Source organism: Halomonas sp. 328, from assembly GCF_015645095.1.
Lineage (GTDB): Bacteria > Pseudomonadota > Gammaproteobacteria > Pseudomonadales > Halomonadaceae > Bisbaumannia.
Map to the genome: position 1 here is coordinate 81,041 of NZ_JADOTW010000012.1, position 26,423 is coordinate 107,463.

Here is a 26,423-nt window from a genome sequence, read left to right on the forward strand (position 1 = left end):
CTGGAAGATCAGCGTCGCTCGACCAGCGACAGGGTAAGGGGGTCGGGGCCCTGGAGCTTGACCCGCTGGCCCGGGGCCAGGCTCAGCTCGGCGCCGCAGGCGTCGGGCTGGATGGGCAGCTCGCGGCCCGGCAGGGAGAGCAGGCTGGCCAGCAGCACGCGGCGCGGCCGACCGTAGTCGAAGAGCTCGTTGAGGGCGGCGCGGATGGTGCGCCCGGACATGATGACGTCGTCCACCAGTAGGATGTCGCGGCCTTCCACCGCGAAGGGCAAGTCGCTGGCGCGGATGCCCTCCGGCAGGCCCTGGTGGTCGAAGTCATCGCGCCAGAAGCCGATATCCAGGGTACCCAGGGGGGTGGGCAAACCCAGGCGCCCATGCAGCTGCTCGGCGACCCAGACGCCGCCAGTGTGGATGCCCACCACGGCCAGTCGGTCGCGGTCCACCGCCAGGCGCTCGAGGCAGAGCTCGAGGCGCGCCTCGAGGCTGTCGAACAGGGCGGGTATCTCGGGGAGTGTCATCATGAAGTCCTTCAGGGTTGGCTGTGGCGGCCGCCGGGCAGGCCTTCGCGGCCGGCGAACCAGCCCTCGAGGATCAGCACCGCGGCCAGGCCGTCGATGCCCTCTTCCCGGTAGTTGCCGCGGTGGCCCTGTTCCCGGGCGATGGCCTTGGCCTCGCGGGTGGAACCGCGCTCGTCGACCAGCTCGCAGGGCTTGCCGTAGCGGCCATAGAGGCGCTTGCCGAACTTGCGGGCGCGGGTGCTCATCTCCGACTCGCTGCCGTCCATGTTGATCGGCAGCCCGACGACGAAGAGGTCGGGACGCCACTCCTCCACCAGGCGCGTGACCTGGGCCCAGTCGGGGATGCCGTCCCGGGCCGGCAGCGGCTCCAGCTCCCGGGCGCTGTGGATCAGCTCGTTGCCCACCGCCACGCCGATGCGCCGGGTGCCGAAGTCGAAGGCCAGGATCAGCCGCTCCCCCGCCGCGGCCATCAGGAGTGCCCCGCCTCGCGGCTCATCAGGGTCAGGTCGACGCCCAGGGCCCCGGCGGCGGCCTGCAGGCGTTGCTCCGGGGGCACCGAGAAGAGGATATCGGCATGGCCCTCCACGGTGAGCCAGCTGTTCTCCTTGAGCTCGCTCTCCAGCTGGCCCGCCTCCCAGCCGGCACAGCCCAGGCAGACCAGGAACTGGCTGGGGCCGCGCCCCTCGGCCAGGGCCTTGAGCATGTCCAGGGAGGTGGTCAGGGCGATGTCTTCGGTGACCTGGATGCTGGAGTCCCAGTCGGCGCTGCTGCCGCGATGCAGGATAAAGCCGCGATCCTTGTGCACCGGGCCGCCGAAGTAGACCGGGGCATCGGCATGGTGGGGGGCATCGCCGCCCAGCTCGAGCTGGTCGAAGAGGGCGTCCAGGGTGATCTCCATGGGCCGGTTGACGATCACCCCCATGGTGCCGTTGTCGTCGTAGTCGCACAGGTAGCTGAGGCTGCCGGCGAAGTTGGGATCCTCGAGCTGCGGCATGGCCAGCAGGAAATGATTCTTCAAGCTTTGCATGGGTCTCCCGGGCGTCAGGGCACGCCGAAGTCGTTGCCTTTCCCGAAGCGCCAGACGCGCGTGATGGAGAGGCTGTCGAGGCCGGCCATCTCGCCGTCGAAGGGCGGGTAGGGGCCGGCGTCGCGCACCGTGGTCAGGGCGGCCTGGTCGAGCTCGGGGTGTCCCGACGATTGTACCACCTCTATCTGACGCAGCTGACCCTCGCGTCCCACCACCACGCGAATTCGCAGCTGCCCCTCCAGGGCCGGCGACAGGCGGTAATGGCGATTGCCGAAGGCCTCCACCTGGCGGGTCCAGGCGGCGATATAACGCGCCTCGGCGGCCTCCCGGGCGGCCAGTTGGCCGAGTTCGTCCTCCTCCCCGGCGAGGCTCGCCTCGGGGCCGGTGTCCCGGGCCTGCCGGCCACGCTCGCCACCGGCCGCCTCGCTGACCGCCGCGAAGCTGCCGGGGGGCAGGGGCTCGGCCCGGGCCGGGGCGGGGGCCGCGTCCGGGGCCGACCCGCTCAGCGTCTCGGGGGCAGGCGCGGCACGCTCGGCGCCGCCGGCACTGGCGCTGGCCGCGGCGGCCTGAGCCCGGGCCCGGGGGGCGGGCTCGGCATCGCGGCCTCTCGCCTGCTGGGCCGCCGCGGCGATGGCCTCGGCCTGCTCTGGCGCCTCGCCGGGCAGGCCCACCAGCACCACATCGAGGCTGGGGCGGGGCGGGGCCTCCGGGGGCGTCGGCGCCAGGCGCCAGCTGGCCACGGCGCCGATCAGCACCAGGTGCAGCAGGATCGCCAGGGCCCAGGCCACCCAGCGCCGATAGGGGTGGGTGACCGGGGCATAGACGAGGGCATCGTTGATCGGCTGCGCCATGCATCTCCTTCCGGGGCTCGGATAAGCGGGGCCGGCGCTTATCTCATCGGATAGTTTTCACTAAGCGGCCAGGCGGCGCTCGATGGCGTCCATCAGCAGGCCGGCGATATCGGTGCCGCGCTGGTCGTCGATCTCCCGCACGCAGGTGGGGCTGGTGACATTGATCTCGGTGATGTAGTCGCCGATCACGTCGAGGCCCACGAACATCAGCCCCTTGTCACGAATCATGGGCTGCACCTGCTGGATCAGCCAGTGATCCCGCTCGGTCAGCTCGCGGCTGACGCCGGTGCCGCCGGCGGCCAGGTTGCCGCGGGTCTCGCCGGCCATGGGCACCCGGGCCAGGCCATAGGGCACCGGCTCGCCGTCCACCAGCAGGATGCGGGTGTCGCCGTCACGGATCTCGGGAATATAGCGCTGGGCCATGATCTGGCGGCGGCCCCGCTCAGTGAGCATCTCGATGATGGCGCCCAGGTTGCGACCGTCGGGCTGCACATGGAAGATGCCGCTGCCGCCCATGCCATCCAGGGGCTTGAGGATCACGTCCTGGTGCTCGGCGTGGAAGGCGCGCAGCTCGGCCTCGTTGCAGGAGACCAGGGTCGGGGTGCAGCACTGGGGAAACTGCTGGGCGAAGAGCTTCTCGTTGCACTCCAGCAGGGCCCGGGTGGGGTTGACCACCAGCACGCCCTCCCGCTCGGCGAACCCCAGCAGGTAGACGGCATTGAGGAAGTGGGCGTCCACCGGCGGATCCTTGCGCATCAGGATCACATCGAGCTCCGCCAGGGGCCGGGCCTCGGCCTCGCCCAGATCGTACCAGTGGCCGGGATCGCGGTGGGCGGTCAGCGGGCGCAGGCGGCCGAAGGCGCGCCCCTCGCGCAGGAAGAGGTCCTCCTGCTCCAGGTAGAAGAGCGAGGCGCCCCGCTCCTGGGCGGCCCACAGCATGGCCAGGGTGGTGTCTTTCTTGAAGGTGAGATCGGCGATGGGATCCATCACCACGCCAATGCGGAGTGCGCTCATCGAGTCGGGTGTCCTGGACGCGGAGTGATGGGCGCAGTATGCCGCAGCGGCCCGGGGAAGACCAAGGCGGGCGCTGTCATCACCGGCCAAAGGGGCGCCCTGTGCCGGAGGCTCGGGGCTATCCTGGGGGCGGGCTTAGCGCTCGGCGCCGTCGCCCTCGGGCAGCAGGCGAATGCCGCCGTCCTCGATCAGGATGCGGCGCTGCTTGTAGAGGCGGCCGATGGCCTGCTTGTAGGCGTTCTTGCTGATCCCCAGCCGCGCCTTGATCTCGGCGGGGTCGCTCTTGTCGGAGAGCATCAGGTAGCCGCCGGCCTGGCGCAGGGCGCCGAGCACCTGCTCGCCGACCACGTCGAGGCGCGCCGGCCCCGGCGGCAGCAGCGAGAGGTCCAGGCGGCCATCCTCGCGGACCCGCTTGATATAGCCGCTGAGGCGCTGGCCACGGCGCAGCGGCCGGCTCACCTCGTCCTGGTAGAGCAGGCCCCAGAAGCGGTGATTCACCGCCACCTTGAAGCCCAGATCGGTGCGATCGGCGATCACCAGGATCACCTCGTCGCCGGCGGCCAGGCCCCGGGACTCGTCCTGGAGGTGCTTGTCGAGGCGCTGGGAGGCCACCGGCCGCCCCCGGTCATCCTCGTAGATGCACACCAGCACCCGCTTGCCCACCTCGGGGCGGAAACGCTGCTCCGGGTAGGGCAGCAGCAGCTCCTTGGGCTGGCCCCAGTCGAGGAAGGCGCCGGTGGCGTTGACCGCCGCCACCCGGAGGTAGGCGACCTCGCCGACATGCGCGGTGGGGGAGGCTTGGGGAGATCGGGACATGGTGGCTTCCAGGGTGACGGAGTGGGATCAGGCGAAGTCGCCGAAGCGGTACTGCAACAAGGATAGCGCCACCACCGGCGCGGTCTCGGTGCGCAGGATACGCGGGCCGAGCGAGAGCGGCAGGAAGCCGGCCGCCTGGGCGCCGGCGACTTCCGCCTCGGACAGTCCGCCCTCGGGGCCGATCAGCAGGGCCGCGTCGGCAGGGGCGTCATGCCGGTCTAGGGCACCCGAGGTGGCGGGATGCAGCACCAGGCGCAGGGCCTCGTCGCGCCCGGCCAGCCAGTCGGCCAGGGCCAGGGGCGGGTGCACCGGCGGCACCACGGCACGGCCGCACTGCTCGCAGGCGCTGGCGGCCACCGCCTGCCAGTGGGCGAGCTTCTTGGCGGCCCGATCGCCCTTGAGCCGCACATCGCCATGCTCGGTATAGAGCGGGGTAATGGCCGCCACCCCCAGTTCCACGGCCTTCTGGATGGCGTAGTCCATGCGCTCGCCCTTGGAGATCGCCTGGCCCAGGTGCACCGCCAGGGGTGACTCGCCCCGCCCCTCGGCGACCACCTCGATGCGCACCACGACCCGCTTGCGACCCGCCTCGACGATCTGCGCCTCGGCCTCCCGGCCCTGGCCGTCGAAGAGGGTCACCACGGCGCCTTCGCGCAGGCGCAGCACCAGGGCCAGGTGGCGCGCCGGCCCCTCCGGCAGAACGAGGTCGCCGCCGGGGGCGAACCCGGCGGCGACGTGGATGCGCGGCTGACCCATGGCTTACTGGGTGGTCTCGCCGCTCTGCTGGGCGGCTCCTTCGGCGGCACGCTTCTTCTTCTGCAGATAGAGCGCCTCGAAGTTGACCGGAGCCAGCATCAGCGGCGGGAAGCCGCCACGGTTGACCAGGCTGTCGATGCACTCCCGGGCATAGGGGAAGAGCACATTGGGACAGAAGGCCCCCAGGGTGTGCTCCAGGCGCTCGCCTTCCAGGCCGCCGATGCGGAACAGGCCGGCCTGCTCCACTTCCACCAGGAAGGAGGTGCTGCCGCTCTCGGCATGGGCGACCTGGGCGGTGACCTTGACCACCACCTCATAGAGTCCCTCACCCACCTGCTGGCTGGAGGTATTGAGGTCCAGGCCGACCTTCGGCTTGAAGGGCTGCTGGAACACCGCCGGCGAGTTGGGAGCCTCGAAGGAGATGTCCTTGACGTAGATGCGCTGCAGGGCGAACTGCAGCTGCTGCTGGTTCTGCTGGCCGGCGGCCTGGTCGTTGCCGCCTGTGCTCTGGTTGTTCTCTTCCGCCATGCTGGGATTCCTTGCCGACGTTGGGATAAAAAAGGTCGTGGGTTACTTCTTGACCACCGGCAGGCCGTCGCTCTGCCACTGGAGCATGCCACCCTTGAGCTTGAGGGGGCGAGTAAAGCCGGCCTTGGCCAGCTTGGCCACGGCGATACCGGAGGCCTGGCCATGCTTGCAGACCACGATCACCGGTTTCTCCTTGGCCTTTTCCAGCTCACCGAGGCGCGACTCGAGCTTGCTCTGGGGAATATTGCGGGCCCCGGCGATATGCCCGGCCTTGAACTCCCCCGCCTCGCGAATATCGATCACCTCCGCGTCTTCGCGGTTGATCAACTGGGTGGCCTCGCTGGAGGTGACGCCACCCGCGCTGCTGTTGCGGATCTCGTAGGCGATCCAGGCGAACAGCACCAGGACGAAGGCACCCACCAGCAGCGGGTGATTGGCGACGAATTCGAACAGCTGGTCGATCATGGCTTGCGGTAGCTCTCGTTGGGTGACTCCGAGGAATGGTGCAGGCACCGTGGCGGCACCACGCCGCCGAACCGGCACAGTATACACAAGCCATCGGCGAGCGTCTGGCCCGCCAAGGCCGTCGCCGTTGGCATCGCCGCGGGGCGCTGGCCCATCCCCTCAAGCTGACGGCCCGGTGGGCGGTGCGATATGATGCCCCAAGGAGCCGTGAGTCGCGACCCCGCCGGCGGATGCCGACGGGGCCTTCGACGCTGACACAACGAGGCCAATCTTCATGTCTGATGCCAATGCAGCCGCCCCGCGCCCGGTGGCGCTGATCATTCTCGATGGCTACGGCCATAACGACGACGCCCAGGACAATGCCATCGCCGCGGCCAACACCCCGGTAATGGACCGCCTGCAGCGCGACTACCCCCATGCGCTGATCCACACCGACGGCAAGTTCGTGGGGCTGCCCGAGGGCCAGATGGGCAACTCCGAAGTGGGGCACATGAACCTGGGGGCCGGACGCATCGTCTACCAGGACTTCACCCGCATCACCAAGGCCATCGAAGACGGTGAGCTGGCCGATAACCCGGTACTGACCGCGCCCATCGATGCCGCTGCCCGGGACGGCAAGGCACTGCACCTACTGGGCCTGCTCTCCCCGGGCGGCGTGCACAGCCATGAGGAGCATATCCTGGCCATGGCCGCCCTGGCCGCCGAGCGTGGCGTCAAGCGCATCTATGTGCATGCTTTCCTCGACGGCCGCGACATGCCGCCCAAGAGCGCTGCCGCCTCCATCGAGCGCACCGATGCCCGCCTCGCCGAGCTGGTGGGCGCCGACAACGGCTTTATCGCCTCGCTGATCGGCCGCTACTACGCCATGGACCGCGATAACCGCTGGGACCGGGTCGAGAAGGCCTACCGCCTGATCACCGAGGCCGAGGGCGAGCAGGTGGTGGAGAGCGCCGAGGCCGGCCTGGCCGCCGCCTACGAGCGCGGCGAGACCGATGAATTCGTGGCCGCCACCAGCGTGCGCCCGGCGGGCCGGGCCATCGCCATGGACGAGGGCGACGCGGCCATCTTCATGAACTTCCGCGCCGACCGCGCCCGGGAACTGACCCGCGCCTTCGTCGAACCCGGCTTCGCCGGCTTCGAGCGCCGCGCCCACCCGCGGCTGGCCGCCGACGGCCTGGTGATGCTGACCCAGTACGCCGCCGATATCCCCGCCCCGGCCGCCTTCCCTCCGGAGGAGCTGCGCAACACCCTGGGTGAGGTGATGGCCAGCCGCGGCAAGACCCAGCTGCGCATCGCCGAGACCGAGAAGTATGCCCACGTGACCTTCTTCTTCTCCGGTGGCCAGGAGGCGGAGTATCCCGGCGAGACCCGGGTGCTGGTGCCTTCGCCCCAGGAGGTGAAGACCTACGACGAGAAGCCGGAGATGAGTGCCCCCGAGGTCACCGACCGGCTGGTGGAGGCCATCGATTCCGGTGCCTACGACCTGATCGTCTGCAACTACGCCAACGGCGACATGGTCGGCCACACCGGCAAGTTCGACGCCGCGGTCCAAGCCATCGAGGCGGTGGACGCCTGTGTCGGCCGGGTGGTGGAAGCCATCGAGCGAGCCGGGGGCGAGTGCCTGATCACCGCCGACCATGGCAACGCCGAGCAGATGACCAACCCGGACACCGGCGCCCCCCAGACCGCCCACACCACCTTCGCCGTACCGCTGGTCTATGTCACCCCCCGCCAAGCGCGCCTGCGCGACGGCGGCCGGCTCTGCGATATCGCCCCGACCCTGCTGACCATGATGGGCGAGGCGATCCCGCCGGAGATGACCGGCCAGGTGCTGATCGACTTCCCGTGAGGCGGCGCCTCGCCCACACCCTGGGCGGTGCCCTGAGTCTCGCCCTGCTGCTGGGCTGGGCCGCCCCCCTGGCGGCCCAGCCCGACGAGCGCCAGGCCCGGGAGCGCCTGGATGCCATCGGCGGCGAGATCCAGGCGCTGAACCGTCGCCTGGAGGGCACCCGCCACGCCCGGGACGACGCCGACCAGGCCCTGCGCCGGGTGGAGACCGCCCTCGCCGAGACCCACCGCCGCCTGGACGAGCTCCAGGCCGAGCGGCGGCGCCTCGACGACGAGGTCTATGACCTGGAGCGCCAGCGCGAGGCCCTGGAGGCGGAACGCGACGAGCTGGAAGCGGCCCTGGCCACCCAGCTCGACGCCCTCTACCGCCTCGGCCAGACGCCCCAGCTCAAGCTGCTGCTCAACCAGGAGGATCCGGCACGCCTGGATCGCCTGCAGACCTACCTCAATCACCTGACCCGGGCGCGCAACGCGCGCCTGGACGAGCTGGCCGAACTGAACGCGCGGCTGGCCGCCAACCGCCGGGCCCTGGACGAGCGCGCCAGCGCCCTGGCCACCAACCAGGCCGCCCTGGAGGCGCGTAGCGCCGAGCTGGCCGAGCAGGGCCGCGAGCGCCAGGCCCTGGTGGCCGAACTCGACGCCCGTTACGCCAGCGAGCAGGCCCGCCTGGCGGATCTCAACCAGGACCGCGCCCATGCCGAACGGGTGCTGCGCCAGGTGCAGGAAGAGCTGGCGCGGCTCCAGCGCCCGCCGCCCTCCACCGCCATCGCTCAGACCCGGGGCGACCTGCCCTGGCCGGTACAGGGCGCCATCGCCTCGCGCTTCGGCCGTGGCGAGGGGGTCAATCGCAACGGCATCCTGATCCAGGCCGCCGAGGGCACCCCGGTGGAGGCGGTCCATGCGGGGCGGGTGGTGTTCGCCGACTGGATGCGCGGCTTCGGCAACCTGCTGATCATCGATCACGGCGATCGCATCATGACCCTGCACGCCCACCTGCAACGCTTCGACGTGGGCGTGGGCGCCGCCGTGGAGCGCGGCACCCGCCTCGGCGCCGTGGGCGCCAGCGGCGGTCGCGGCCAGCCGGCGCTCTATTTCGAGGTGCGCCGCGACGGTGACCCCATCGACCCCCAGGGCTGGATCGCCCGTCGCTGACACCGCCTATGGCGCCGGACGCCGCGACGGCGCTATCCTGAAGCCCTGTCAGTCACTCAATTAGCCCCCGACACGGGAGACTGCATGCCCATCACCATTCCCCGCCCACTGCTCTCGGGCCTCGCCGCCCTGGCCCTGGTGGCCCTGCCACTGCAGGCCCCGGCGGCCGATGACGATCTCGCCCTGGAGGAGATCCAGACCTTCGCCGAGGTCTTCGAGCGCATCAAGCGCGCCTATGTGGAGGAGGTGGACGACGCCACCCTGCTGCGTAACGCCATGCGCGGCATGCTCGGCGAACTCGACCCCCACTCCGCCTACCTGGATCGTGACGCCTTCCGCAGCCTCCAGGAGTCGACCCAGGGCGAGTTCGGCGGCATCGGCATCGAGGTGGGACTGGAGAACGGCCAGCTGACGGTGATCGCTCCCATCGATGACACCCCGGCGGCCCGCGCCGGCCTGCAGGCTCGGGACGCCATCCTGCGCATCGGTGACACCCCCACCGAGGGCATGTCGCTGCAGGAGGCGGTCAACCTGATGCGTGGCGAGCCGGGCACCGACCTGGAGCTGACCCTGCTACGCCGCGGCGAGGAGACGCCCCGCACCGTCACCCTGACCCGGGAGATCATTCGTACCGAGAGCGTGCGCAGCGAACTGCTGGAGCCGGGCTACGGTTACCTGCGTATCAGCCAGTTCCAGAGCCGCACCGGCGAGCAGGTGGAGAGTGCGGTGGCGGCCCTGGAGCGGGACGGTGCCCTGGACGGCCTGGTGCTGGACCTGCGCAACAACCCCGGTGGCGTGCTGCAGGCCGCGGTGGCGGTGGCTGACGCCTTCCTCGAGCGGGGGCTGATCGTCTATACCGAAGGACGCCTGCCCAACAGCGAGCTGCGCTTCAATGCCAGTGCCAGCCAGGTCGCCGCCGAGGTGCCCATGGTGGTACTGATCAACGGCGGCAGCGCCTCGGCGGCGGAGATCGTCGCCGGCGCCCTGCAGGATCAGCGCCGCGCCGTGGTGATGGGCACCGAGAGCTTCGGCAAGGGTTCGGTGCAGCAGATCATGCCGCTGGGCAACGGCGAGGGACTCAAGCTGACCACCGCCCTCTACTACACGCCCAGCGGGCGCTCCATCCAGGCCCTGGGCATCGCCCCCGACGTGGAGGTGGCCCGGGGCCGCCTGGAGCTGGCGGAGAGCAGTCGGCAGCTGCGCGAGGCGGATCTGGAGGGGCACCTGGGCCGGCGCGGCGAAACCCGCCAGCGCAGCGAGGCGATCAGCGAGCGGCTGCGAGAGGATTATCAACTGGCCGAGGCCCTCAACCTGCTCAAGGCCCTCAAGGTGATCGGCCAGCGCCCCGCCGCCGCAGGGTAGGTCGGATAAACGGCGTAGGTCGAATAAACGAGCCGCAGGCGAGAGCATCCGACCTACCGCGGTTCACGCCTTAGCGGCAACTCGGCGGCAGGCGACCCCGTTCGCCGATCGCCTGTCGCATCAGCAACCGCTTGATCGGCGTGGCCCGGTCGACCCCGGAGAGTCCCAGGTTGCGGGCCAACGCCAGGGCCGGATGGGTCGCGCCGAACAGCAGCCGGAAGCCGTCCATCAGCGCCAGCATGGCGGCGTTGTCGCCGCGCCGCCGCCGGGCGTAGCGGGCCAGGATCCGCTCACTACCCGGGCGAATCCCCCGCCGCCGGGCGTCCAACAGTTCCTCCGCCAGCACCGCCGCATCCATCAACCCCAGGTTCACCCCTTGGCCAGCCAGGGGGTGAATGCTGTGGGCGGCATCGCCGATCAGCGCCAGGCCGGGACGCACATAGCGCTCGGCATGTCGCTGCACCAGGGGCACGCTGAGGGCGCCATCGATCGCTTCCACCCGGCCGAGACGCCCCTCGAAGGCCGCCTCCAGGGCCTCGCCCAGGGCGACCCGGGGCAGGCCGACCAGGCGCTCCGCCTCCTCGGGGGTGGTCGACCAGACGATGGAGCAGTAGCGAGGCTCACCTTCCAATGTCAGGGGCAGGAAGGCCAGGGGGCCGGTAGGCAGGAACACCTGGCGAGCCACGCCGCCATGGGGCAGGGCGGTGCGCACCGTGGTCACCACCGCCACCTGACCGGTGTCCCTGGGCTCGGCGGCGATCCCTGCCAGCGACCGCAGCCGCGAGCGGGCGCCATCGGCGGCCACCACCAGGGGCGCACTCAGGGCCTCGCCGCCTGCCAGGGTCAAGCAGGCACCATCGGCGTCCTCCTGATACCCCTCGATCACGGCACCGAAGCGCTGGGTCACCGTGGGCAGAGCCGCCAGGCGCGCCTCCAGGGCCGCCAGGATGACGTCGTTCTCGACGATATGTCCCAGCGCCGGCACCCCGGCCTGCCCTGCCTCGAAGGCGATCTCGCCGCTGCCCTGGGCATCCCAGACCGCCATGCCGGTATAGGGGGTGGCACGACGAGCGACGATGGTCTCCCAGACCCCCAGGCCGCTCAGCAGACGCTGGGAGACCGGCGTGACGGCGCTGACCCGGCGCCCCGGCGGCATGCCCGCCACATCATCCTGCGCCAGGGGGGCGGGGCGGGCATCCAGCACCGTCACGGCGACCCCGGCCCCTCCCAGCAGGGCGGCCAGGGTGGCCCCCACCATGCCTCCGCCTACGACCACTACCTCGGCTCGCATCGCTGCCTCCTCGACTGCCGAATTCTCGTGTCGCCATTGTCGCATGACCGCTCTCGCCAGGCGCCCCCTGCGAAGGTGCCACCAACCCGGCTAGTCTGAATACCACTCCCTGGAAGTATGCCGACAATGAAATAGTCCTTATCAGCTCATCCTCGGGGATAGACCCTCCCCCCCTTTGTGGCTATTTTGTGTACAACAACTACATAACAAAGTATTCATCCCTTAGGGATTGAGTGTGTACAACAACAACCGCGCGAGAGGCACAAGATGACCGAAGCCACCCCCCAGGCCGAACCCCGGCCATCCCGCACCATCAATCGAGACCCCGATGCCATGCCCCCCCTGGGCAAGGCGATCCCCCTGGGCATTCAGCACATCATGGCGATGTTCGCCGGTAACGTGACCCCGCCCATCATCATCGCCGGGGTCATCGGCGCCACCACCGGCGAAACGATCTTCCTGATCCAGGTCGCGCTCTTCGTGGCCGGTATCGCCACCCTGATCCAGACCATCGGCATGGGCCCCATCGGCGCCCGCCTGCCCATCGTTCAGGGCACCAGCTTCGGCTTCCTGCCGGTGGCCCTGCCCCTGGCCGGCACCTTCGGCCTCCCCGCCGTACTCGGCGCCTCCCTGGTGGCGGGCGTCTTGCAGGTGGGTCTGGGGGCCAGCCTGAAGAAGATCCGCCACTGGTTCTCGCCGGTGGTCACCGGCATCGTGGTGCTGTTGATCGGCATCATCCTGATGCCGGTGGGTCTCAACTATGCCGCCGGCGGCATCGGCAACCCCGACTTCGCCTCCCCCACCAACCTGGGCCTGGCCTTCTTCGTGCTGGTGGTCACCATCGGCGTCCACCAGTTCGGCCGCGGCTTCCTCAAGGCCGCCTCCATCCTGGTGGGCCTGGCCAGCGGTTATATCCTGGCGATCTTCCTCGGCATGGTGGACTTCTCCACCGTCGGCGACGCCGCCTGGTTCTCCATTCCCAAGCCCTTCCAGTACGGCCTGGAGTTCCAGCTGACCGCCATCATCGGCATGGCCCTGATCATGTTCGTGGTGGGCCTGGAGACCATCGGCAACATCTCGGCCATCACCATCGGCGGCGCCGGCCGCCATGCCAAGGATCGCGAGCTCTCCGGCGGCGTCATGGCCGACGGCGTGGCCACCTCCTTCGCCGCCATCTTCAACACCCTGCCCAACACCGCCTATGCCCAGAACGTGGGCCTGATCACCCTGACCGGCGTGGTCAGCCGTCACGTGGTGACCATCGGCGGCATCCTGCTGATCTGCATGGGCCTGTTCCCGAAACTGGGCGCCCTGGTCGCCGCCATGCCGCATGCCGTCCTGGGCGGCGCCGGCGTGGTCATGTTCGGCATGATTGCCTCCGCGGGCCTCAAGATCATCCAGGAGTGCGACCTGAACCAGCGCAACATGCTGATCATCGCCGTCTCCCTGAGCCTGGGTATCGGCCTGCCGGCGGTGGAGGCCATCTCCGAAACCATGCCCGGCCAGCTCGGCCTGCTGCTCAAGTCCGGCCTGGTGCCGGCGGCCCTGGCGGCCCTGCTGCTGGACGCCATCCTGCCCGGCAAGCCGAAGCGCGAGCCCATCGAGGCCGATGAGGCAGCAGCCGCGGCCGAAGCGGCCACGCCCAAGAAGTAAGCCTTAGCAGGACCCAAGACGCCAAGGGCCCGGCAACACTGCCGGGCCCTTGGCGTTTCTGCTGGTGGCTCTCGGCGCCTCAGCGCTCCAGGCCCATGGCCCGCCGTGCCAGGGCCCGGCGCAACGGCCCCACCAGGTTGAGGCCGATCAGTCCCGCCGCCCGGGCATGGGAGAGCAGGGGATGATCGATGCCGAAGAGGCGCACCAGGCCATCGCTGAAACGGATGACGTTATGGCGATCGCGATCGCGGCGCGCCTCGAAGTCGCCGAGCACCGTCATGGCACCGAGGGACTGCCCGCTGGCCAGGCCGGCCTCCAGGGCCGCGACCAGATCCACCACCCCTCGCAGCGCCAGGTTGAAGCCCTGGCCGGCCACCGGGTGCAGGGCATGGGCGGCATTGCCCAGCACGGCAAGCCCCGGGCGCACCGTCTCCCGGGCGGTCACCAGGGAGAGCGGGTAGCTATGGCGCTGCCCCACCCGACGAAAGCGCCCGGCGCGATCGCCGAAGGCCCGCTGCAGCCGCCACAGGAAGTCACCGTCGGAGAGCGCCAGGGTCTCGGCCTCGCCGCCCACCGCATGGGTCCAGACCAGCTCCATGCGATTCCCCTTGAGGGGCAGCAGGGCCAGGGGCCCCTCCGGCGTGAAGCGCTCGAAAGCGGTGCCGCCATGGGGGCGACTCACCTCCAGGTTGGCGATCAGGGCCACCTGGTCGTAGGGGGTGGCGCGACTATCGATGCCGAGGCGCTCCTTGAGCCCGGAGCGCCCCCCATCCGCCAGCACGGTGAGCCCCGCCTCCAGGCACTGGCCATCGCTGAGCCTCAGGCGATAGCCCGAGCCGCCGGGGCTCATCGACTCGACCCTGGCCGGGCAGTGCCAGGCCAGGGGCAACTCCGCGAGACGCTGGTGCAGCACCCGTCCCATCCAGGCATTGGGCAGCACATAGCCCAGGGCCTCCACCGACAGCTCCTCGGCGGCCAGCCGCGTCACCCCCAGGCGTCCGCGTTCGCTGATATGGATGCGGCGAATCGGCTCCGCTTCTCGGGCCATGGCGTCCCACAGGCCCAGCGCCTCGAAATGCCATCGGGAGCCCTGGGCGATGGCGCTGGCCCGGGCATCGAAACTGGGCTGCCAGTCGGCCTCGCCGGCCGCGGGCAGCGGGGTCGCCTCGATCACCGCCACCCGCAGGTCATGGCGACGAATCAGGGGCGCCAGGGCACAGGCCAGACTGGCCCCCACCAGGCCGCCACCGATGATGGCGATATCCACGGGCCTTGCCGGTGCCTGGTCTATGCTGTGGCTGGGCGTCTCCATCATGCCTCTCTCGTGAAAGCGGCCAGGAAGCGGCCGAACACCAATAATGTAATTACGTAACTAAGAAAAGCTAGCCACCCGAGCGATCATTCCTTGACCATCAGGGCCTCGATTTCCTCGACCCGCTTGGGCACGCCGGCGGAGAGCACCTCATGCCCCTCGGCAGTCACCGCCACGTCATCCTCGATACGAATGCCGATGCCACGATAGGCCTCGGGAATGTCCGCCTCGTCGGGAATATAGAGCCCCGGCTCCACGGTGATCACCATGCCCGGTACCAGGGGGCGTGCCTGACCGTCGTGGCGGTAGGCCCCCACGTCGTGGACATCCAGCCCCAGCCAGTGGGAGGTGGAGTGGAGGTAGAAGCGGCGGTAACCCTGCTCGGCGATGCACGCCTCGAGCTCCCCCTCCAGCAGGCCCAGCTCGATCAGCCCCGCCGTCAGGTCGCGCACCACGCCATCATGGATCTCCACCAGGGTGGCACCGGGGCGCACCGCCGCTACCGCCCGCTCCTGGGCATGGAGCACCACCTCGTAGAGGGCACGCTGAGCCGCCGAGAAACGCCCATTGACCGGGAAGGTACGGGTAATATCGCCGGCATAGAGATCGAACTCGGCACCGGCATCGATCAACACCAGGTCGCCGTCCCGCAGCTCGGCGCGATTCTCGATATAGTGCAGCACACAGGCATTGGCGCCGCCGCCGACGATAGAGGCGTAGGCGGGACCGCTAGCCCCCTGCCACAGGAACTCATGCTCCAGCTCCGCCTGGAGGTGATATTCGGCGAGCCCTGGGGCGGACAGGGCCATGGCCCGGCGATGGGCCCGGGCGGAGATCTCGGCGGCATGGCGCATCAATGCCAGCTCCGCCTCACTCTTGATCAGGCGTTGCTCGTGGAGCAGCGTGCAGACATCGGCGAAGGCCCGGGGCGCCAGCGCGCCCTGGCGCTGCTTGGCCAGCAGCTCGCCGCGCAGGGATTCCCCCAGGGCCAGGGCCGCGGCGTCATCCAGGGGCAGATAGAGGGTCTCGCGGCCATTCAGCAGGCCCGCCAGGCGCTCCGCCCGCTCGTCATTCTCGAAGGCCTGGTCGACGCCATACTGAGCCTGGGCCCCCTCGGCGCCCAGGCGAATGCCGGTCCAGGCCTCAAGTGTCGGGTCACGCTCCTGGCAGAAGAGCACGCATTCTCCCTCGGCACGCCCCGGCAACAGCAGCAGCAGGGCCTCCGGCTCGGGGAAGCCGGTCAGGTAGTGGAAGTCGCTGTTCTGGCGGAAGGGGAAGTCGCTGTCGCGGCTGCGGGTCACCAGGCCGGCGGCGGGCAGCAGCACGGCGCTGGCGGGGGGCAGGGCGTCCATCAGGGCGCGGCGCCGGGCACGATACTCGTCCAGGCCGATGGGGGCCGGGCGGGGCAGTCTCTCTCGACTCATGGTGACTCCTGAAAGGCTCGAGGCTCAGTGTTCTTTCGGCGGCTGTTCGACCTGGGGGCGCCCCGGGTGCTGTTCGGTATAGAGCAGCATGGCGGCCATGCGGGCATGTTCGGTGAGGGCGAAGAGGTCATTCTCGTTCTCGCTGCTCTCCTCCAACTCCGCCTCCAGGCCGGCCAGGATCTCCAGGTCGGCCAGGGCCTCCTTGAGGTTGTCGGACCAGGCCTGGCGCTTGTCGGCATCGACCTCCGCCAGCACCTCCAGGAAGCCCTGGGTCCACTCCTTGAGGCCACGGGCCTGCTCGGCCAAAGAGAAGAGCTCGTCGGGGAGCAGGGGGGCATAGTCGAGGGCCGCGGCGCTCAGGGCGTCCAGGGCCTGCCGGCGCCAGGCCAGGAACTGCTCGGCGCTCTCGGCGTCCCGGGGCTGCTCCACCCCCAGGGCCAGGCACAGCTCCTCGAGCCAGGCCTCGGCGGTGTGGTCATGCAGCGCCAGGGCGGCGGCCAGGCGGCCATCCAGGAAGGCGGGCGACTGCAGGCTGTTATGCAATAGAAACAGGTCGGCGACGGTGGAGAAATCGAGACGGTCGTTGATCAGGGACATGCCAGAGGCTTCCGGGTCATGGTGGGTGGGGCCGCCATTGCGCCGGGTTCGTTGACCACTTGCAAAGGGCTCTCTTATAGTGGCGGCTCGACTCATAGTAACGCATCGTGCCGCCCCTTGGCCTGCCCGGAGCCCCCATGACCGATGCCTCACGCCCGACCTCCGAGATCACCCTGCTGGGACGCAGCTACGTGATCGCCTGCCCACCGGAAGAACAGGAGGCACTGCTGCGTTCGGCCCGCTACCTGGATCGGGCCATGCACGGCATCCACGCCCAGGCCAAGACCCTCGGTAACGAGAAGATCGCCGTGATGGCAGCGCTCAATATCGCCCATGAGCTGCTGCAACTGCTGGACGAGCGCAAGGACCAGGAGCAGGGCCTGAGCCAGCTGCATGCCCGCCTGGAGCGAGCCCTGGGCAGCGGCGAGGACAAATAACCCCGGGAGCGGATTCCTTCCTTGGGAGGGTGCCCCCTCTCTGATAGGATAAAGAGGTTCCCTGGGGTGTGCGCCAGTCGTTATAGTCCCTCGAGCCTATGAGCAATACCCAGGGGGCCACCAGCTAGACGGACCCGTGTGCATGTCCGTGCGTCGGAAAGCCTGACGGTTCGTCTGCGGCCACCCACCTTGAACCGCTGGGTTCAAGGGCCAGAACGACAGCGGCATTCTGGGGAACACTTCACGCTGCCATGGAAGATTTCACTGCCTTCGACGCCCAGCCGGCAGCAACGACCGCGCTGGCCACCGAGCGCCAAGCCCTGCGTCGCGAACTGCGTCGCCGGCGTCGCGCCCTGACAGCCCAAGAGCGTCAGCAGGCCGCCGAGGCCCTGTGTCGCCGCCTGCGCGCCCTCCCCGAGGTGCAGCGTGCCCGCCGCCTGGCCCTCTATCTGCCCAACGACGGCGAGATCGATCCCACCCCACTGATTTCCTGGCTGCGTCGCCGCGGCTGCCGTGTGTATCTGCCGGTCCTCTGCCCCTTGGCGGAAAATCGCCTGTGGTTCGTCCACTACCACCCCGGCACCCCCATGGTGAAGAACCGCTTCGGCATCCCCGAACCGGACACCCGCCACGGCGCTCACCGGGCCCGGCGCCTGCCCGCCTGGGCCCTGGACCTGGTGCTGATGCCGCTGGTGGGCTTTGACCCCCGGGGCGAACGCCTGGGCATGGGCGGCGGCTTCTATGATCGCAGCTTCGCCTTTACCCGCGGCCCAGGCCCCCGGCCCCGGCTGATCGGTGTGGCCCACGACTGCCAGCGCGTCGCGGCCCTGCCCAGCGCCAGTTGGGATGTCCCGCTGGATGCGATTGTCAGCGACCGGGAAGTGATTCGTCCCTAAGCTCCAAACCCATTGGGATGTCCCGCTCTCTCCTGCGACAAGCCATCGTCGGCGATAGGGCAGTGATTCGCCCCTAAGCCACGAATAAGCCGTAAACCATGATAGGAATGCCCAGAGACGAAAAAGCCGGCAGGGTCGCTGCCGGCTTAAGGCGTTTTTCTGGTCATGGCACTGATGCCTGCCTCGGGGTCAACTGCCGACCAGGGCCTGGGCATAGCCGGTGGCGACGACGCCAATGCCAAAGGCCAGTACCAGTGCCATGACCAGATCGGGCTTACGCTTCATTGCCTACTCCATGGAATTCAATGGTCGTTGAGTGTTGCAAATTGTTATCGATCGCCACGGGTGACGACTGGCCAGACTATAGGCCGATGACCGTTGAATAACAACCGGGTGAAGCGTCAAATAACGTAAGAAAACGCTGTTCTCTCTAGGGCTGTGGCGTAAGTTGGCGCTCACGTACACAGCCCCTTGGCGATTACGCCATAAACAGGCGATAGGCCGGGTTCTCCGACTCCTTCCAGTAGCGGTAGCCGATGGCGTCGAAGTACTCCTCCACATGGGTACGATCGCCGTTGGGCACCTGCATGCCCACCAGCACCCGCCCATAGGCGGCCCCGTGGTTACGATAATGAAACAGGGAGATATTCCAGTCGTGGGGCAGGTGGGTCAGGAAATTCATCAGCGCCCCGGGGCGCTCGGGGAACTCGAAGCGGTAGACCTCTTCGTCGAAGTGCTCCCTGGGCCGACCGCCGCCCAGGTGACGGATATGCAGCTTGGCCAGCTCGTTATCGGTGAGGTCCTCCACCGGATAGCCCGCCTCGCGCAGCTTGTCGATCAGCGCCTGGCGATCCTCCCCCCCGGGCTTGACCTGGACGCCGACGAAGATATGCGCCTGCTCCGGGTCGGCATAACGATAGTTGAACTCGGTGACCATGCGCTTGCCGATGGTCTTGCAGAACTTCTTGAAGCTGCCGGGCTTCTCGGGAATGGTCACGGCGAGGATCGCCTCGCGCTGCTCGCCCAGCTCGGTGCGCTCGGCGATATGCTGGAGTCGATCGAAGTTGGTGTTGGCCCCGGAGTTGATGCACAGCAGGGTCTCGCCCTCGGCGCCGGTCTGCTGGATATACTTCTTGAGGCCGGCCAGCGACAAGGCCCCGGAAGTCTCGGAGACGGCCCGAGTGTCCTCGAAGATATCCTTGACGGCGGCACACATCTCGTCGGTATTGACGGTGATCACCTCGTCCACCAGGTCGCGGACGATGGAGAAGGGCACCTCGCCGATCTGGGCCACGGCGACCCCCTCGGCGAAGACCCCCACCTGGTCCAGCACCACCCGCTCGCCGGCCTCCAGGGCCGCCTTGAGGCAGGCGCTGTCCTCGGACTCCACACCGATGATCTTGATTTCCGGGCGCAGGTACTTGACGTAGGCCGCCACGCCGGCGATCAGGCCGCCGCCCCCCACCGGCACGAAGATGGCATCCAGGGGGCCACTGTGCTGGTGGAGGATCTCCATGCCGATGGTGCCCTGGCCGGCCACCACATCGATATCGTCGAAGGGGGGGATATAGGTGTAGCCGTGCTCTTCGATCAGCGTCTGGGCATGCTCGGCGGCGGCGGCGAAGGCATCCCCCTTGAGCACCACCTTGGCCCCCCGGGCACGCACCGCGGCCACCTTGATCTCCGGGGTGATGCGCGGCATCACGATCACCGCCTTGACCCCCATCAGCCGGGCGGCCAGGGCCAGGCCCTGGGCATGGTTGCCCGCCGAGGCGGCGATCACGCCCTTGGCCTTCTGCTCGTCACTGAGCTGGGCCATCTTGTTGTAGGCGCCGCGAATCTTGAAGGAGTAGACCGGCTGCAGATCTTCCCGCTTGATCAGAATCTGGTTGTTGAGCCGCCGCGAGAGAAAGGATGCCGGAGAGATCGGCGTTTCCCGGGCCGCCTCGTAGACCCGGGCCTGGAGAATCTTCTTGACTGTATCTTCGAGCATCCTGATATCCCAAGACGCGCGGCCGAATTGCCGCACGGAGTGAAGCGAGAGAGGAAAAGAGACTATTGGTAGCAGACCCTTGGGCGCCCCGTCCAGCCTGCCGGGAGTAGAGGGACCTTGGGCGCGCCATGCTGCCGCCCCCCTCATTAGCGTGGTGGCCAGCAGAATCCCAGGGCACGACGCCCTGATGGCCCGCTGGATCCTCGACTTTATGCGCCGGGATATCGAGTGGCGACAGGGCAGGGCGCGTCCGGGGAATCTTCGTAACCCCGATAACCTTCCTTAACCCTGCGGCAACAAAACGCCGGGTCATTTTTTGCCCGCGAGCAAGAAATGACCCGATTTTCGGGCCACTTCTTGCCCGATCGGGATGTTTTTATTGTGCCTGTTTTTATAATGCATTGATTATCAATGGTTTTGTGGTTTCTGGCATGGCTCCTGCCCTATGACTGGTGTCCTCAGGACATTTTTCTCATACCGTCAAGGAGCAGACTCATGCCGACACCTTGCTATATCAGCATCCACGGTCAGACCCAGGGCCATATCACCGCCGGCGCCTTCACCCCGGATTCCGTGGGCAACATCTACGTGGAAGGCCACGAAGACGAGATGCTGGTGCAGGAGTTCAAGCACATCGTCACCGTGCCCACCGACCCGCAGTCCGGCCAGCCCGCCGGCCAGCGCGCCCACAAGCCGTTCATCTTCACCGTGGCGCTGAACAAGGCCGTGCCGCTGATGTACAACGCCCTGGCCTCCGGCGAGATGCTGCCGAATGTCGAGCTGAAGTGGTACCGCACCTCCGTGGAGGGCCGTCAGGAGCACTTCTTCACCACCACCCTGACCGACGCCACCATCGTCGACATCAACCTGCGCATGCCGCATGCCCAGGACTCGACCCAGTCCGAGTTCACCCAGCTGATGGACGTCTCCCTGGCCTATCGCAAGATCGACTGGGAGCACACCGTGGCCGGCACCTCCGGCTCCGACGACTGGCGCGCGCCGCTGGAGGCGTAAGCCCCAGGATGGCCGCCCGCGGCGACCGCGGCCACCGCCGTACCTTCTATCACCTCGAGGTCCGCCCGGCGCTGTGGCGCCTCGGCCTGCGCCACAACTCGCGGATCTTCCAGCGAGTCTCGCCGCTGACCATCATCAATACCCTCTGCGAGGAGCGCGGCCTGCGTGATGTGGCCTTTGCCGTGACCCGCGAGCCCGAAGAGCGCGAGTACTGCGTGCAGTACCGCGAGAGCGACCTGGCCTTTATCCAGCGCCTGGCCGCCGAGGAGGGGCTGTGTTTCTTCCACGAGTTTGAGAATACCGAGGGCGGCGCCCACCGCCTGGTGTTCGCCGACGACCCCCAGGTGCTGGGCGGCCTGGGGCCGCGGACCTACCATGGCCGTGCCGGCGGCACCCCGCCACAGCGCCACCTGCGCAAGCTGCGCCAGGTCTCGCGGGTGGCCCCGGCCAGCGCCGTGCTCAAGGACTACTCCTTTAAGCAGCCGGCCTATTCACAGTTACACCAGGCCCAGCTCCATGAGCATATGGCCGACGGGCTCGATGCGCATGCGCAACGGGACGACTACGAGCACTACGACTACCCGGGTCGCTATAAGGCGGACGCCTCCGGCACGGCCTTTACCCGCATCCGCCTTGAGGCCCTGCGCCGCCAGGCGCTGACCGCCGAGGCCGAGAGCGACCTGCCGGAGCTGGCCCCCGGCACCCGCTTCACCCTCGAGGGCCACGACCTCGAGGAGACGAACCGCGACTGGCAGGTGGTGGCGGTGGTCCATACCGGCAGCCAGCCCCAGGCCCTGGAGGAGGAGGCCGCCCAGGCCGACGGCCTGACCCGCCTCGCCAACACCCTGGTGCTGGCCCCCGCCGACCGTGCCTGGCGCCCCGAGCCGCCGCGGCGGCCCCGGGTCGACGGCCCCCAGGTGGCCTTCGTGGTGGGCCCCGAGGGCGAGGAGATCCACTGCGACGAACACGGCCGAGTCAAGGTGCAGTTCCCCTGGGACCGCTACGCCGAGCCCAACGAGACGGCCAGCGCCTGGCTGCGGGTCAGTCAGGGCTGGGCCGGCGGTGGCTATGGCAGCATGGCCATTCCGCGTATCGGCCACGAGGTGATCGTCAGCTTCCTGGAGGGCGATCCCGACCAACCGATCATCACCGGGCGCACCTACCACGCGGTCAACACCCCGCCCTACGCGCTGCCCGAGCACAAGACCCGCACCGTGCTGCGCACCCAGAGCCACCAGGGCGAGGGCTTCAACGAGCTGCGCTTCGAGGACCAGGCCGACCAGGAGCAGATCTGGCTGCACGCCCAGAAGGACCTGGAGCTACTGACCCATAACGACCGCACCGAAGCGATCGGCCACGATAGCTACCTGCGGGTCGCGAACGACCGCATCAGTGAGATCGACAACGACGAGCACCACCGTGTCCACGGCAACCGCCATGAGCAGAGCGACGGCAACCAGCACCTGATCGTCCAGGGCAGCCTGCACGTCCGGGCCGGCCAGGCCTGGCTCAGCGAGTGTGGCCGCGAGCTGCATATCAAGGCTGGCCACAAGGTGGTGCTGGAGGCCGGCAGCGAGCTGACCCTGAACGCCGGCGGCAGCTTCCTCAAGCTCGACGGCGGCGGCGTGACCCTCGCCGGCCCCAGCGTCAAGATCAACGCCGGCGGCAGCCCCGGCTCGGGCTCTGGCCAGGCCGCCGAGGCCCCGCTATTGCCAGGCCATACGCTGGCGGAGGAGAGCGGACACGTCAGCTTCAAGGCTCCTGCGGCCCTGCTCAAGCAGGACTATGTGCTGCATGAAGCCGCTCGACTGGGCGAGGGTGTCTGCGAGGTCTGCGAAGCTAAGGGAGGTGCCTGATCATGGGAGCCCAAGGCTGGATGATGATCGATGGCAAGCTCAATCCCCGCGCCTTGCCCGCGCTATATGCCCCGGGAATGGCAGAAGATGTCTTCGCAGTATTGCAGGGTACCGTCTACGAACCTATCGCGGCCTCCGGTCCCCTGATGGCCAGAGTCCATATCGATAGCGAGCTGTTCGAGCGCTGGCGTGCCAATGAAGCGCCGGTACGCGACGCCTGGTACTTTACCAGCCCCTTGTCGCCCTATGCCCTTACGGCTTACTGGCGACGCCGCCTGCTGATTCGTGGCCCCATGGGGCGCACGCTCTGGCTTCGCTATGCCGATGGTCGCGTGTTGGCTCGTGGAATCGAACAACGGGTTTTCCCCGATGCCTTCTGGCACGCCATTGCCTCGCTGCGGCTTTCCGCACCACAGGGAGAGTGGCTACCCCTTCCCGTATCTGGACGGCAGGCATGGGAAGAGCCTGACGACGATGCGCTGCGTCCCCTGTTCACCTTCGATGAGCGCCAACTGGCCTCACTCTCGCCTTCGGAGACCGCTTCATGAGCGCTGCCCAATGCCCGCTGCTTGCTGCCATTATTCCCGTACGTTATGCCATCGGGCATGACGGGCTGGAAAGCCCCTGCCTGGCAGGCATTGAGCTGCCCGAGCTCGAGGGCAAGATAATGACAGCGGGCGATGAGGCAACCGAGATCGCCCTGCGTTATGTGGCTCGGCCACTTCGCGATGGCTGGTGTTACGTCTGGCTCGAGAACCAGCAGCGTCTGATCGAGTACCAGGTAACCGGCGGCGCGCTGGAGGAGACCCCTCGGGCTGGCGACCCAATCATGCCTGGCGGCGGCCCCTACCTGTTCCTGCCTTGTGGGCAACCCGCGGCCATTGCCTGGTCGCCCGTGGCCTGGAGCGAGGATCACTACACAGCGACGCAGCACAGCAGTGAACGTCGACAGGCACTGATGCGCGAGTTCAACCCGGCGCAGGCACCGCAGAGTGGTCCCCTGGAATGGGCCACCGAAGTCCCTGAATTGAACGCGCCGAACGACGACGCCTTCGCCTGGAGCTGCGAGCCTTCGGCATCCCTGCCCCGCTGGGAAACGCTGATGCCGGTATTGACTCAGGCCGAGGTGCAGGCTGTGGCTATCGTCGATGATCCCTGGGGGGTGATCATCGACCTCGTTCATTTGCAGCGCCAGGGCTTAGCACAGCGCGAGGCCTGGTTTGCCAGGGAAGGGGAAGAGCGGATCCTCGCCCAGAATATCCTTGCCCTGGCCAGGCAGAACCGGGAATTCTGGGCCAAGCTTCCGCGCTTGGCCGACCAGCCGAGGATCGAGGAGGCGGCCAAGCGCTATGATGCCGAGATCGAGGTATTGGAAGCGCGACTCGCCACCCTAGTCGGTGACTGGCGGCGCTGGATGGACACCTTCTGGGCCGAGGGCAGCCCCGTCACACTGGCCGCCGCCCAGAGTCACTTCGATCCATCGCGGCCCGACGATCACGATGCCATGGAGACCCTGTGGAGTGCCGCCTTGATGGGTGTCGTGCAGAGTCAGGTCGGGGCCCTTATGGTGGAGCGCATGCTCGACCCGGAGGAAGGGCCCGCCTTCGACCATGGGGGTCACTCGCTATGGACAGCGCTACTGGGCCTCTCCAGGCAATTGCAGCTTAGCGATGTGCACCGCATGCTGACCCTTCCCGACGGACTGCAGGCGACAGACTGGGACACCTGGGCACATAGCCTCAACCAGCTTTCCTCCCAGTTGGGCAGTGGCCTGATGGCGGCGCGGGAGGGGCTGTTTCTGGCTATTGGCACCACCATTGGGCCTCTCCTCAAGGAGCTGGGTGCCGCCTCACTGCACAAGGTTCTGGTTGCCGGTTACTTCGCCGCTGCCCTGGCCCGCAGCAGCCAGTCGATCACCGCCGAGGCGGTACCGGCCCGGCAGATGGCCGACTGGCTTAACGAACCCAGCGCCCGGGCAGCAGGCGCACCCAGCGCGATCCATCGCTTGCGTCCCGAGCTACTGCAGCCCCTGGAAGGCCGTCAAATGACCCTGTTGCGCCTGGCCGCGAATGACGCCACGGCGCCCGTGCAGGGCAACCCCTTTACGCGGGCACTCAGTGAAGCCCCGCTGAAAAGCGTTCTGGTATTGCTGAATGGCGCGATGTTGCTGGACGGGGCATTAACACTCGCGGGTGGTGATCGCTCAATCGATACCGGCATCTCGATTGGCTCTGGTTTTTTCGGCACCACCACGGCCACGGCGGCGATCTTTCAGCACTTTGCCCAGACCGATGCCCGGGGCCTGCAACTGTCCCAGGGGATGTCAGGTGCCTGGGAAGCGAAATTTGGTCAGTATCTCCTGCTGAGCCAGGTGACCAATGGTGCCCTAGGCGTTACCGCGCTATTCGATAGCGTCTATTTTGGTCGCCTGGCCTGGGAGCGTTATGGCCAGGGCGATCTCGACTCCGCGACCATTGCAACGGGCATGAGTGCCGCCAGTGCCGGCCAGACGGCACTGGCGGCCAAGGCCTTTGTGCAATACCGCCGCGCCCAGGCGGCACTTCGCAGCGGCCAGTTGGTCCAGGCCGCCACCACGGCATCACGGGCGGGCAAGCCGGGACTGATGCTGGGGCTGACGCTCTTGATCGTCGCCGGGGCGGTCAGCCTCTACTACACCCGCGAGAATCCACTGGAACAGTGGCTGCGCAACACCCGCTTCGGTACCCGGCCCGCCGCCTGGGCCGGCGATCTGGAAGGGGAGCTCGATGCGCTCTACCGCCTGCTCTACCAGCCGCGGATACGGCTGGAACGCAAGGATGTCTGGAACCACCGCCTCGATCGCCGTTATACCGCGGTCTGGCTCTATGTGGAATTTCCCGCCGCCGAGCGTTTTCCCGGCATGTTTACCCTCCGGGCCACCGAGCGCTGGCGTGCCGGGTGGTGGGGCGGCGAGACGCAAGAAAATGTATGGACGGAGCAGGACTTCGACCTGGATATTGGCGGCCAGCATCGCCATGATCGCCCCGTCTATCGCCGGGTCTTCCATAGCACCCGGGAAGGCCAGAGCCTACGCTCGGTTTCTGGCACACTCTACTATCGGCCCTTCCCGGATCTGACCCTCTCCCCCATCGAAATCGAGGTCGGCTAGCCCATGCAGAGCATCAAGACGTATTTCGCCAACCTCTCCCAACGACTGGGCCTGGCCGACGAGCTGGTCGTGCTCTCGCCCAGGCGCCGGGCCGCCCGCCAGCCCATGCAACTGGGCGAGGTGCAGGAGCAGACCGAGCTGTATCTCGATCTCTCCAGCGGTGCCGAAGAAGGCAAGGGGATCCTTACCGGCATATGGGGGATGCTGGCGGTTTATAGCGCGATATTGATGGCACCGGCATTGCGTCTAGAAGGTGAGCTGGTTAAGTACCTAATGGTTATTGGTGGTGCCTTGGGGATTACCTTGGCGGTCTTTCTGCTGGAGGTCTTCTGGCCATCCTCTTCCCCCATCCGCTTTAATCGCCGTACCCGGGAGGTCTACTTCCAGAACAAGGACAAGCTCTACCACGTGCCCTGGGACGAGGCGGTGGCCTGGATGCAGGAGAGCCGCACCCTGACCCAGTAC

Annotated in this window: 25 protein-coding genes and 1 other RNA gene; 12 read left to right on the top strand and 14 right to left on the bottom strand. The window is 68.0% G+C overall.

All coding sequences use genetic code 11. The features are described from left to right. Window positions 1–8 precede the first annotated feature (8 nt). The 9 genes from pyrR to IHD13_RS07875 form a co-directional block, all read right to left on the bottom strand. Window positions 9–521, bottom strand: coding sequence for a bifunctional pyr operon transcriptional regulator/uracil phosphoribosyltransferase PyrR (gene pyrR / locus IHD13_RS07835; RefSeq protein WP_230086196.1), 513 nt, complete (start codon window positions 519–521; stop codon window positions 9–11). An 8-nt stretch (window positions 522–529) separates the two neighbouring features. Beyond that, window positions 530–988 carry a Holliday junction resolvase RuvX gene (gene ruvX, locus IHD13_RS07840; RefSeq protein WP_195860483.1) on the bottom strand — a complete coding sequence of 153 codons (459 nt, stop codon included), beginning with the start codon at window positions 986–988 and terminating at the stop codon, window positions 530–532. After that, window positions 988–1,545 carry a YqgE/AlgH family protein gene (locus tag IHD13_RS07845; RefSeq protein WP_195860484.1) on the bottom strand — a complete coding sequence of 186 codons (558 nt, stop codon included), beginning with the start codon at window positions 1,543–1,545 and terminating at the stop codon, window positions 988–990. The genes ruvX and IHD13_RS07845 overlap by 1 nt, the downstream gene beginning before the upstream one ends. Window positions 1,546–1,559: 14 nt before the next feature. Next, the gene (locus tag IHD13_RS07850; protein ID WP_195860485.1) at window positions 1,560–2,396 is read right to left on the bottom strand and encodes an energy transducer TonB; all 837 of its coding nucleotides are present in this window, start codon (window positions 2,394–2,396) and stop codon (window positions 1,560–1,562) included. Window positions 2,397–2,456: 60 nt separating this feature from the next. Continuing rightward, window positions 2,457–3,410, bottom strand: coding sequence for a glutathione synthase (gshB, locus tag IHD13_RS07855; protein ID WP_195860486.1), 954 nt, complete (start codon window positions 3,408–3,410; stop codon window positions 2,457–2,459). Window positions 3,411–3,545: 135 nt separating this feature from the next. Then, complete coding sequence (locus tag IHD13_RS07860; RefSeq protein ID WP_195860487.1) at window positions 3,546–4,226, bottom strand: CvfB family protein; 681 nt, start codon at window positions 4,224–4,226, stop codon at window positions 3,546–3,548. 27 nt (window positions 4,227–4,253) lie between these two features. After that, a complete protein-coding gene (locus IHD13_RS07865) occupies window positions 4,254–4,982 on the bottom strand; it encodes a 16S rRNA (uracil(1498)-N(3))-methyltransferase (protein ID WP_195860488.1) in 729 nt (242 codons plus the stop codon). Between the two features lie 3 nt (window positions 4,983–4,985). Next, window positions 4,986–5,510, bottom strand: a complete 525-nt coding sequence (gene secB / locus IHD13_RS07870; protein ID WP_195860489.1) for a protein-export chaperone SecB — start codon at window positions 5,508–5,510, stop codon at window positions 4,986–4,988. A gap of 42 nt (window positions 5,511–5,552) precedes the next feature. Beyond that, window positions 5,553–5,975, bottom strand: a complete 423-nt coding sequence (locus IHD13_RS07875; RefSeq protein WP_195860490.1) for a rhodanese-like domain-containing protein — start codon at window positions 5,973–5,975, stop codon at window positions 5,553–5,555. Window positions 5,976–6,249: 274 nt separating this feature from the next. On the opposite strand from IHD13_RS07875, the gene gpmI reads away from it, so the two are divergent. The 3 genes from gpmI to IHD13_RS07890 all read left to right on the top strand — a co-directional run bounded on the left by gpmI (window position 6,250) and on the right by IHD13_RS07890 (window position 10,337). Continuing rightward, window positions 6,250–7,824, top strand: a complete 1,575-nt coding sequence (gene gpmI, locus IHD13_RS07880) for a 2,3-bisphosphoglycerate-independent phosphoglycerate mutase (RefSeq protein WP_195860491.1) — start codon at window positions 6,250–6,252, stop codon at window positions 7,822–7,824. After that, window positions 7,821–8,975 (top strand): murein hydrolase activator EnvC family protein, encoded by a 1,155-nt coding sequence (locus IHD13_RS07885; protein ID WP_326838326.1) that lies wholly within the window; start codon window positions 7,821–7,823, stop codon window positions 8,973–8,975. Before gpmI ends, IHD13_RS07885 begins: the two co-directional genes overlap by 4 nt. Window positions 8,976–9,059: 84 nt before the next feature. Continuing rightward, window positions 9,060–10,337: a S41 family peptidase gene (locus IHD13_RS07890; RefSeq protein ID WP_195860492.1), complete on the top strand. Its 1,278-nt coding sequence runs from the start codon at window positions 9,060–9,062 to the stop codon at window positions 10,335–10,337. Between the two features lie 70 nt (window positions 10,338–10,407). Here the strand turns inward: IHD13_RS07890 and IHD13_RS07895 are convergent, their stop codons facing one another. Continuing rightward, complete coding sequence (locus IHD13_RS07895) at window positions 10,408–11,673, bottom strand: UbiH/UbiF/VisC/COQ6 family ubiquinone biosynthesis hydroxylase (protein WP_195860493.1); 1,266 nt, start codon at window positions 11,671–11,673, stop codon at window positions 10,408–10,410. Window positions 11,674–11,895: 222 nt separating this feature from the next. Between IHD13_RS07895 and IHD13_RS07900 the strand changes: the two genes are divergently transcribed. Continuing rightward, on the top strand, window positions 11,896–13,281 hold the full coding sequence (locus tag IHD13_RS07900) for a uracil-xanthine permease family protein (protein WP_195860494.1): 1,386 nt from the start codon (window positions 11,896–11,898) through the stop codon (window positions 13,279–13,281). Window positions 13,282–13,360: 79 nt separating this feature from the next. Here IHD13_RS07900 and ubiH read toward each other — a convergent pair whose 3' ends face one another. The 3 genes from ubiH to IHD13_RS07915 all read right to left on the bottom strand — a co-directional run bounded on the left by ubiH (window position 13,361) and on the right by IHD13_RS07915 (window position 16,614). Beyond that, window positions 13,361–14,596, bottom strand: coding sequence for a 2-octaprenyl-6-methoxyphenyl hydroxylase (ubiH, locus tag IHD13_RS07905; RefSeq protein WP_230086198.1), 1,236 nt, complete (start codon window positions 14,594–14,596; stop codon window positions 13,361–13,363). 83 nt (window positions 14,597–14,679) lie between these two features. Further along, window positions 14,680–16,017 (bottom strand): Xaa-Pro aminopeptidase, encoded by a 1,338-nt coding sequence (pepP, locus tag IHD13_RS07910; protein ID WP_195860495.1) that lies wholly within the window; start codon window positions 16,015–16,017, stop codon window positions 14,680–14,682. Window positions 16,018–16,041: 24 nt separating this feature from the next. Then, entirely contained in the window at window positions 16,042–16,614 is a 573-nt protein-coding gene (locus IHD13_RS07915) for a UPF0149 family protein (RefSeq protein WP_195860496.1), read from the bottom strand. 137 nt (window positions 16,615–16,751) lie between these two features. Between IHD13_RS07915 and IHD13_RS07920 the strand changes: the two genes are divergently transcribed. From IHD13_RS07920 to IHD13_RS07930, 3 genes are all read left to right on the top strand, one after another. Further along, a complete protein-coding gene (locus IHD13_RS07920) occupies window positions 16,752–17,051 on the top strand; it encodes a cell division protein ZapA (RefSeq protein WP_195860497.1) in 300 nt (99 codons plus the stop codon). 55 nt (window positions 17,052–17,106) lie between these two features. Continuing rightward, window positions 17,107–17,291, top strand: a non-coding RNA gene (gene ssrS, locus IHD13_RS07925) — 6S RNA. A gap of 11 nt (window positions 17,292–17,302) precedes the next feature. Next, entirely contained in the window at window positions 17,303–17,947 is a 645-nt protein-coding gene (locus tag IHD13_RS07930) for a 5-formyltetrahydrofolate cyclo-ligase (RefSeq protein WP_195860498.1), read from the top strand. Window positions 17,948–18,425: 478 nt separating this feature from the next. On the opposite strand, the gene ilvA is transcribed toward IHD13_RS07930, so the two are convergent. Continuing rightward, window positions 18,426–19,940: a threonine ammonia-lyase, biosynthetic gene (ilvA, locus tag IHD13_RS07935; RefSeq protein WP_195860499.1), complete on the bottom strand. Its 1,515-nt coding sequence runs from the start codon at window positions 19,938–19,940 to the stop codon at window positions 18,426–18,428. Between the two features lie 495 nt (window positions 19,941–20,435). Here ilvA and IHD13_RS07940 point away from each other — a divergent pair, with 495 nt between their 5' ends. The 5 genes from IHD13_RS07940 to IHD13_RS07960 form a co-directional block, all read left to right on the top strand. After that, window positions 20,436–20,954, top strand: coding sequence for an Hcp family type VI secretion system effector (locus IHD13_RS07940; RefSeq protein WP_195860500.1), 519 nt, complete (start codon window positions 20,436–20,438; stop codon window positions 20,952–20,954). An 8-nt stretch (window positions 20,955–20,962) separates the two neighbouring features. Next, window positions 20,963–22,810, top strand: coding sequence for a type VI secretion system Vgr family protein (locus IHD13_RS07945; protein ID WP_230086199.1), 1,848 nt, complete (start codon window positions 20,963–20,965; stop codon window positions 22,808–22,810). A 20-nt stretch (window positions 22,811–22,830) separates the two neighbouring features. Further along, window positions 22,831–23,358, top strand: a complete 528-nt coding sequence (locus IHD13_RS07950; protein WP_195860501.1) for a DUF4123 domain-containing protein — start codon at window positions 22,831–22,833, stop codon at window positions 23,356–23,358. Next, a complete protein-coding gene (locus tag IHD13_RS07955; protein WP_195860502.1) occupies window positions 23,355–25,958 on the top strand; it encodes a toxin VasX in 2,604 nt (867 codons plus the stop codon). Before IHD13_RS07950 ends, IHD13_RS07955 begins: the two co-directional genes overlap by 4 nt. A 3-nt stretch (window positions 25,959–25,961) precedes the next feature. Then, a partial coding sequence (locus IHD13_RS07960) for a DUF6708 domain-containing protein (RefSeq protein WP_326838327.1) occupies window positions 25,962–26,423 on the top strand: 462 nt, incomplete at its 3' end.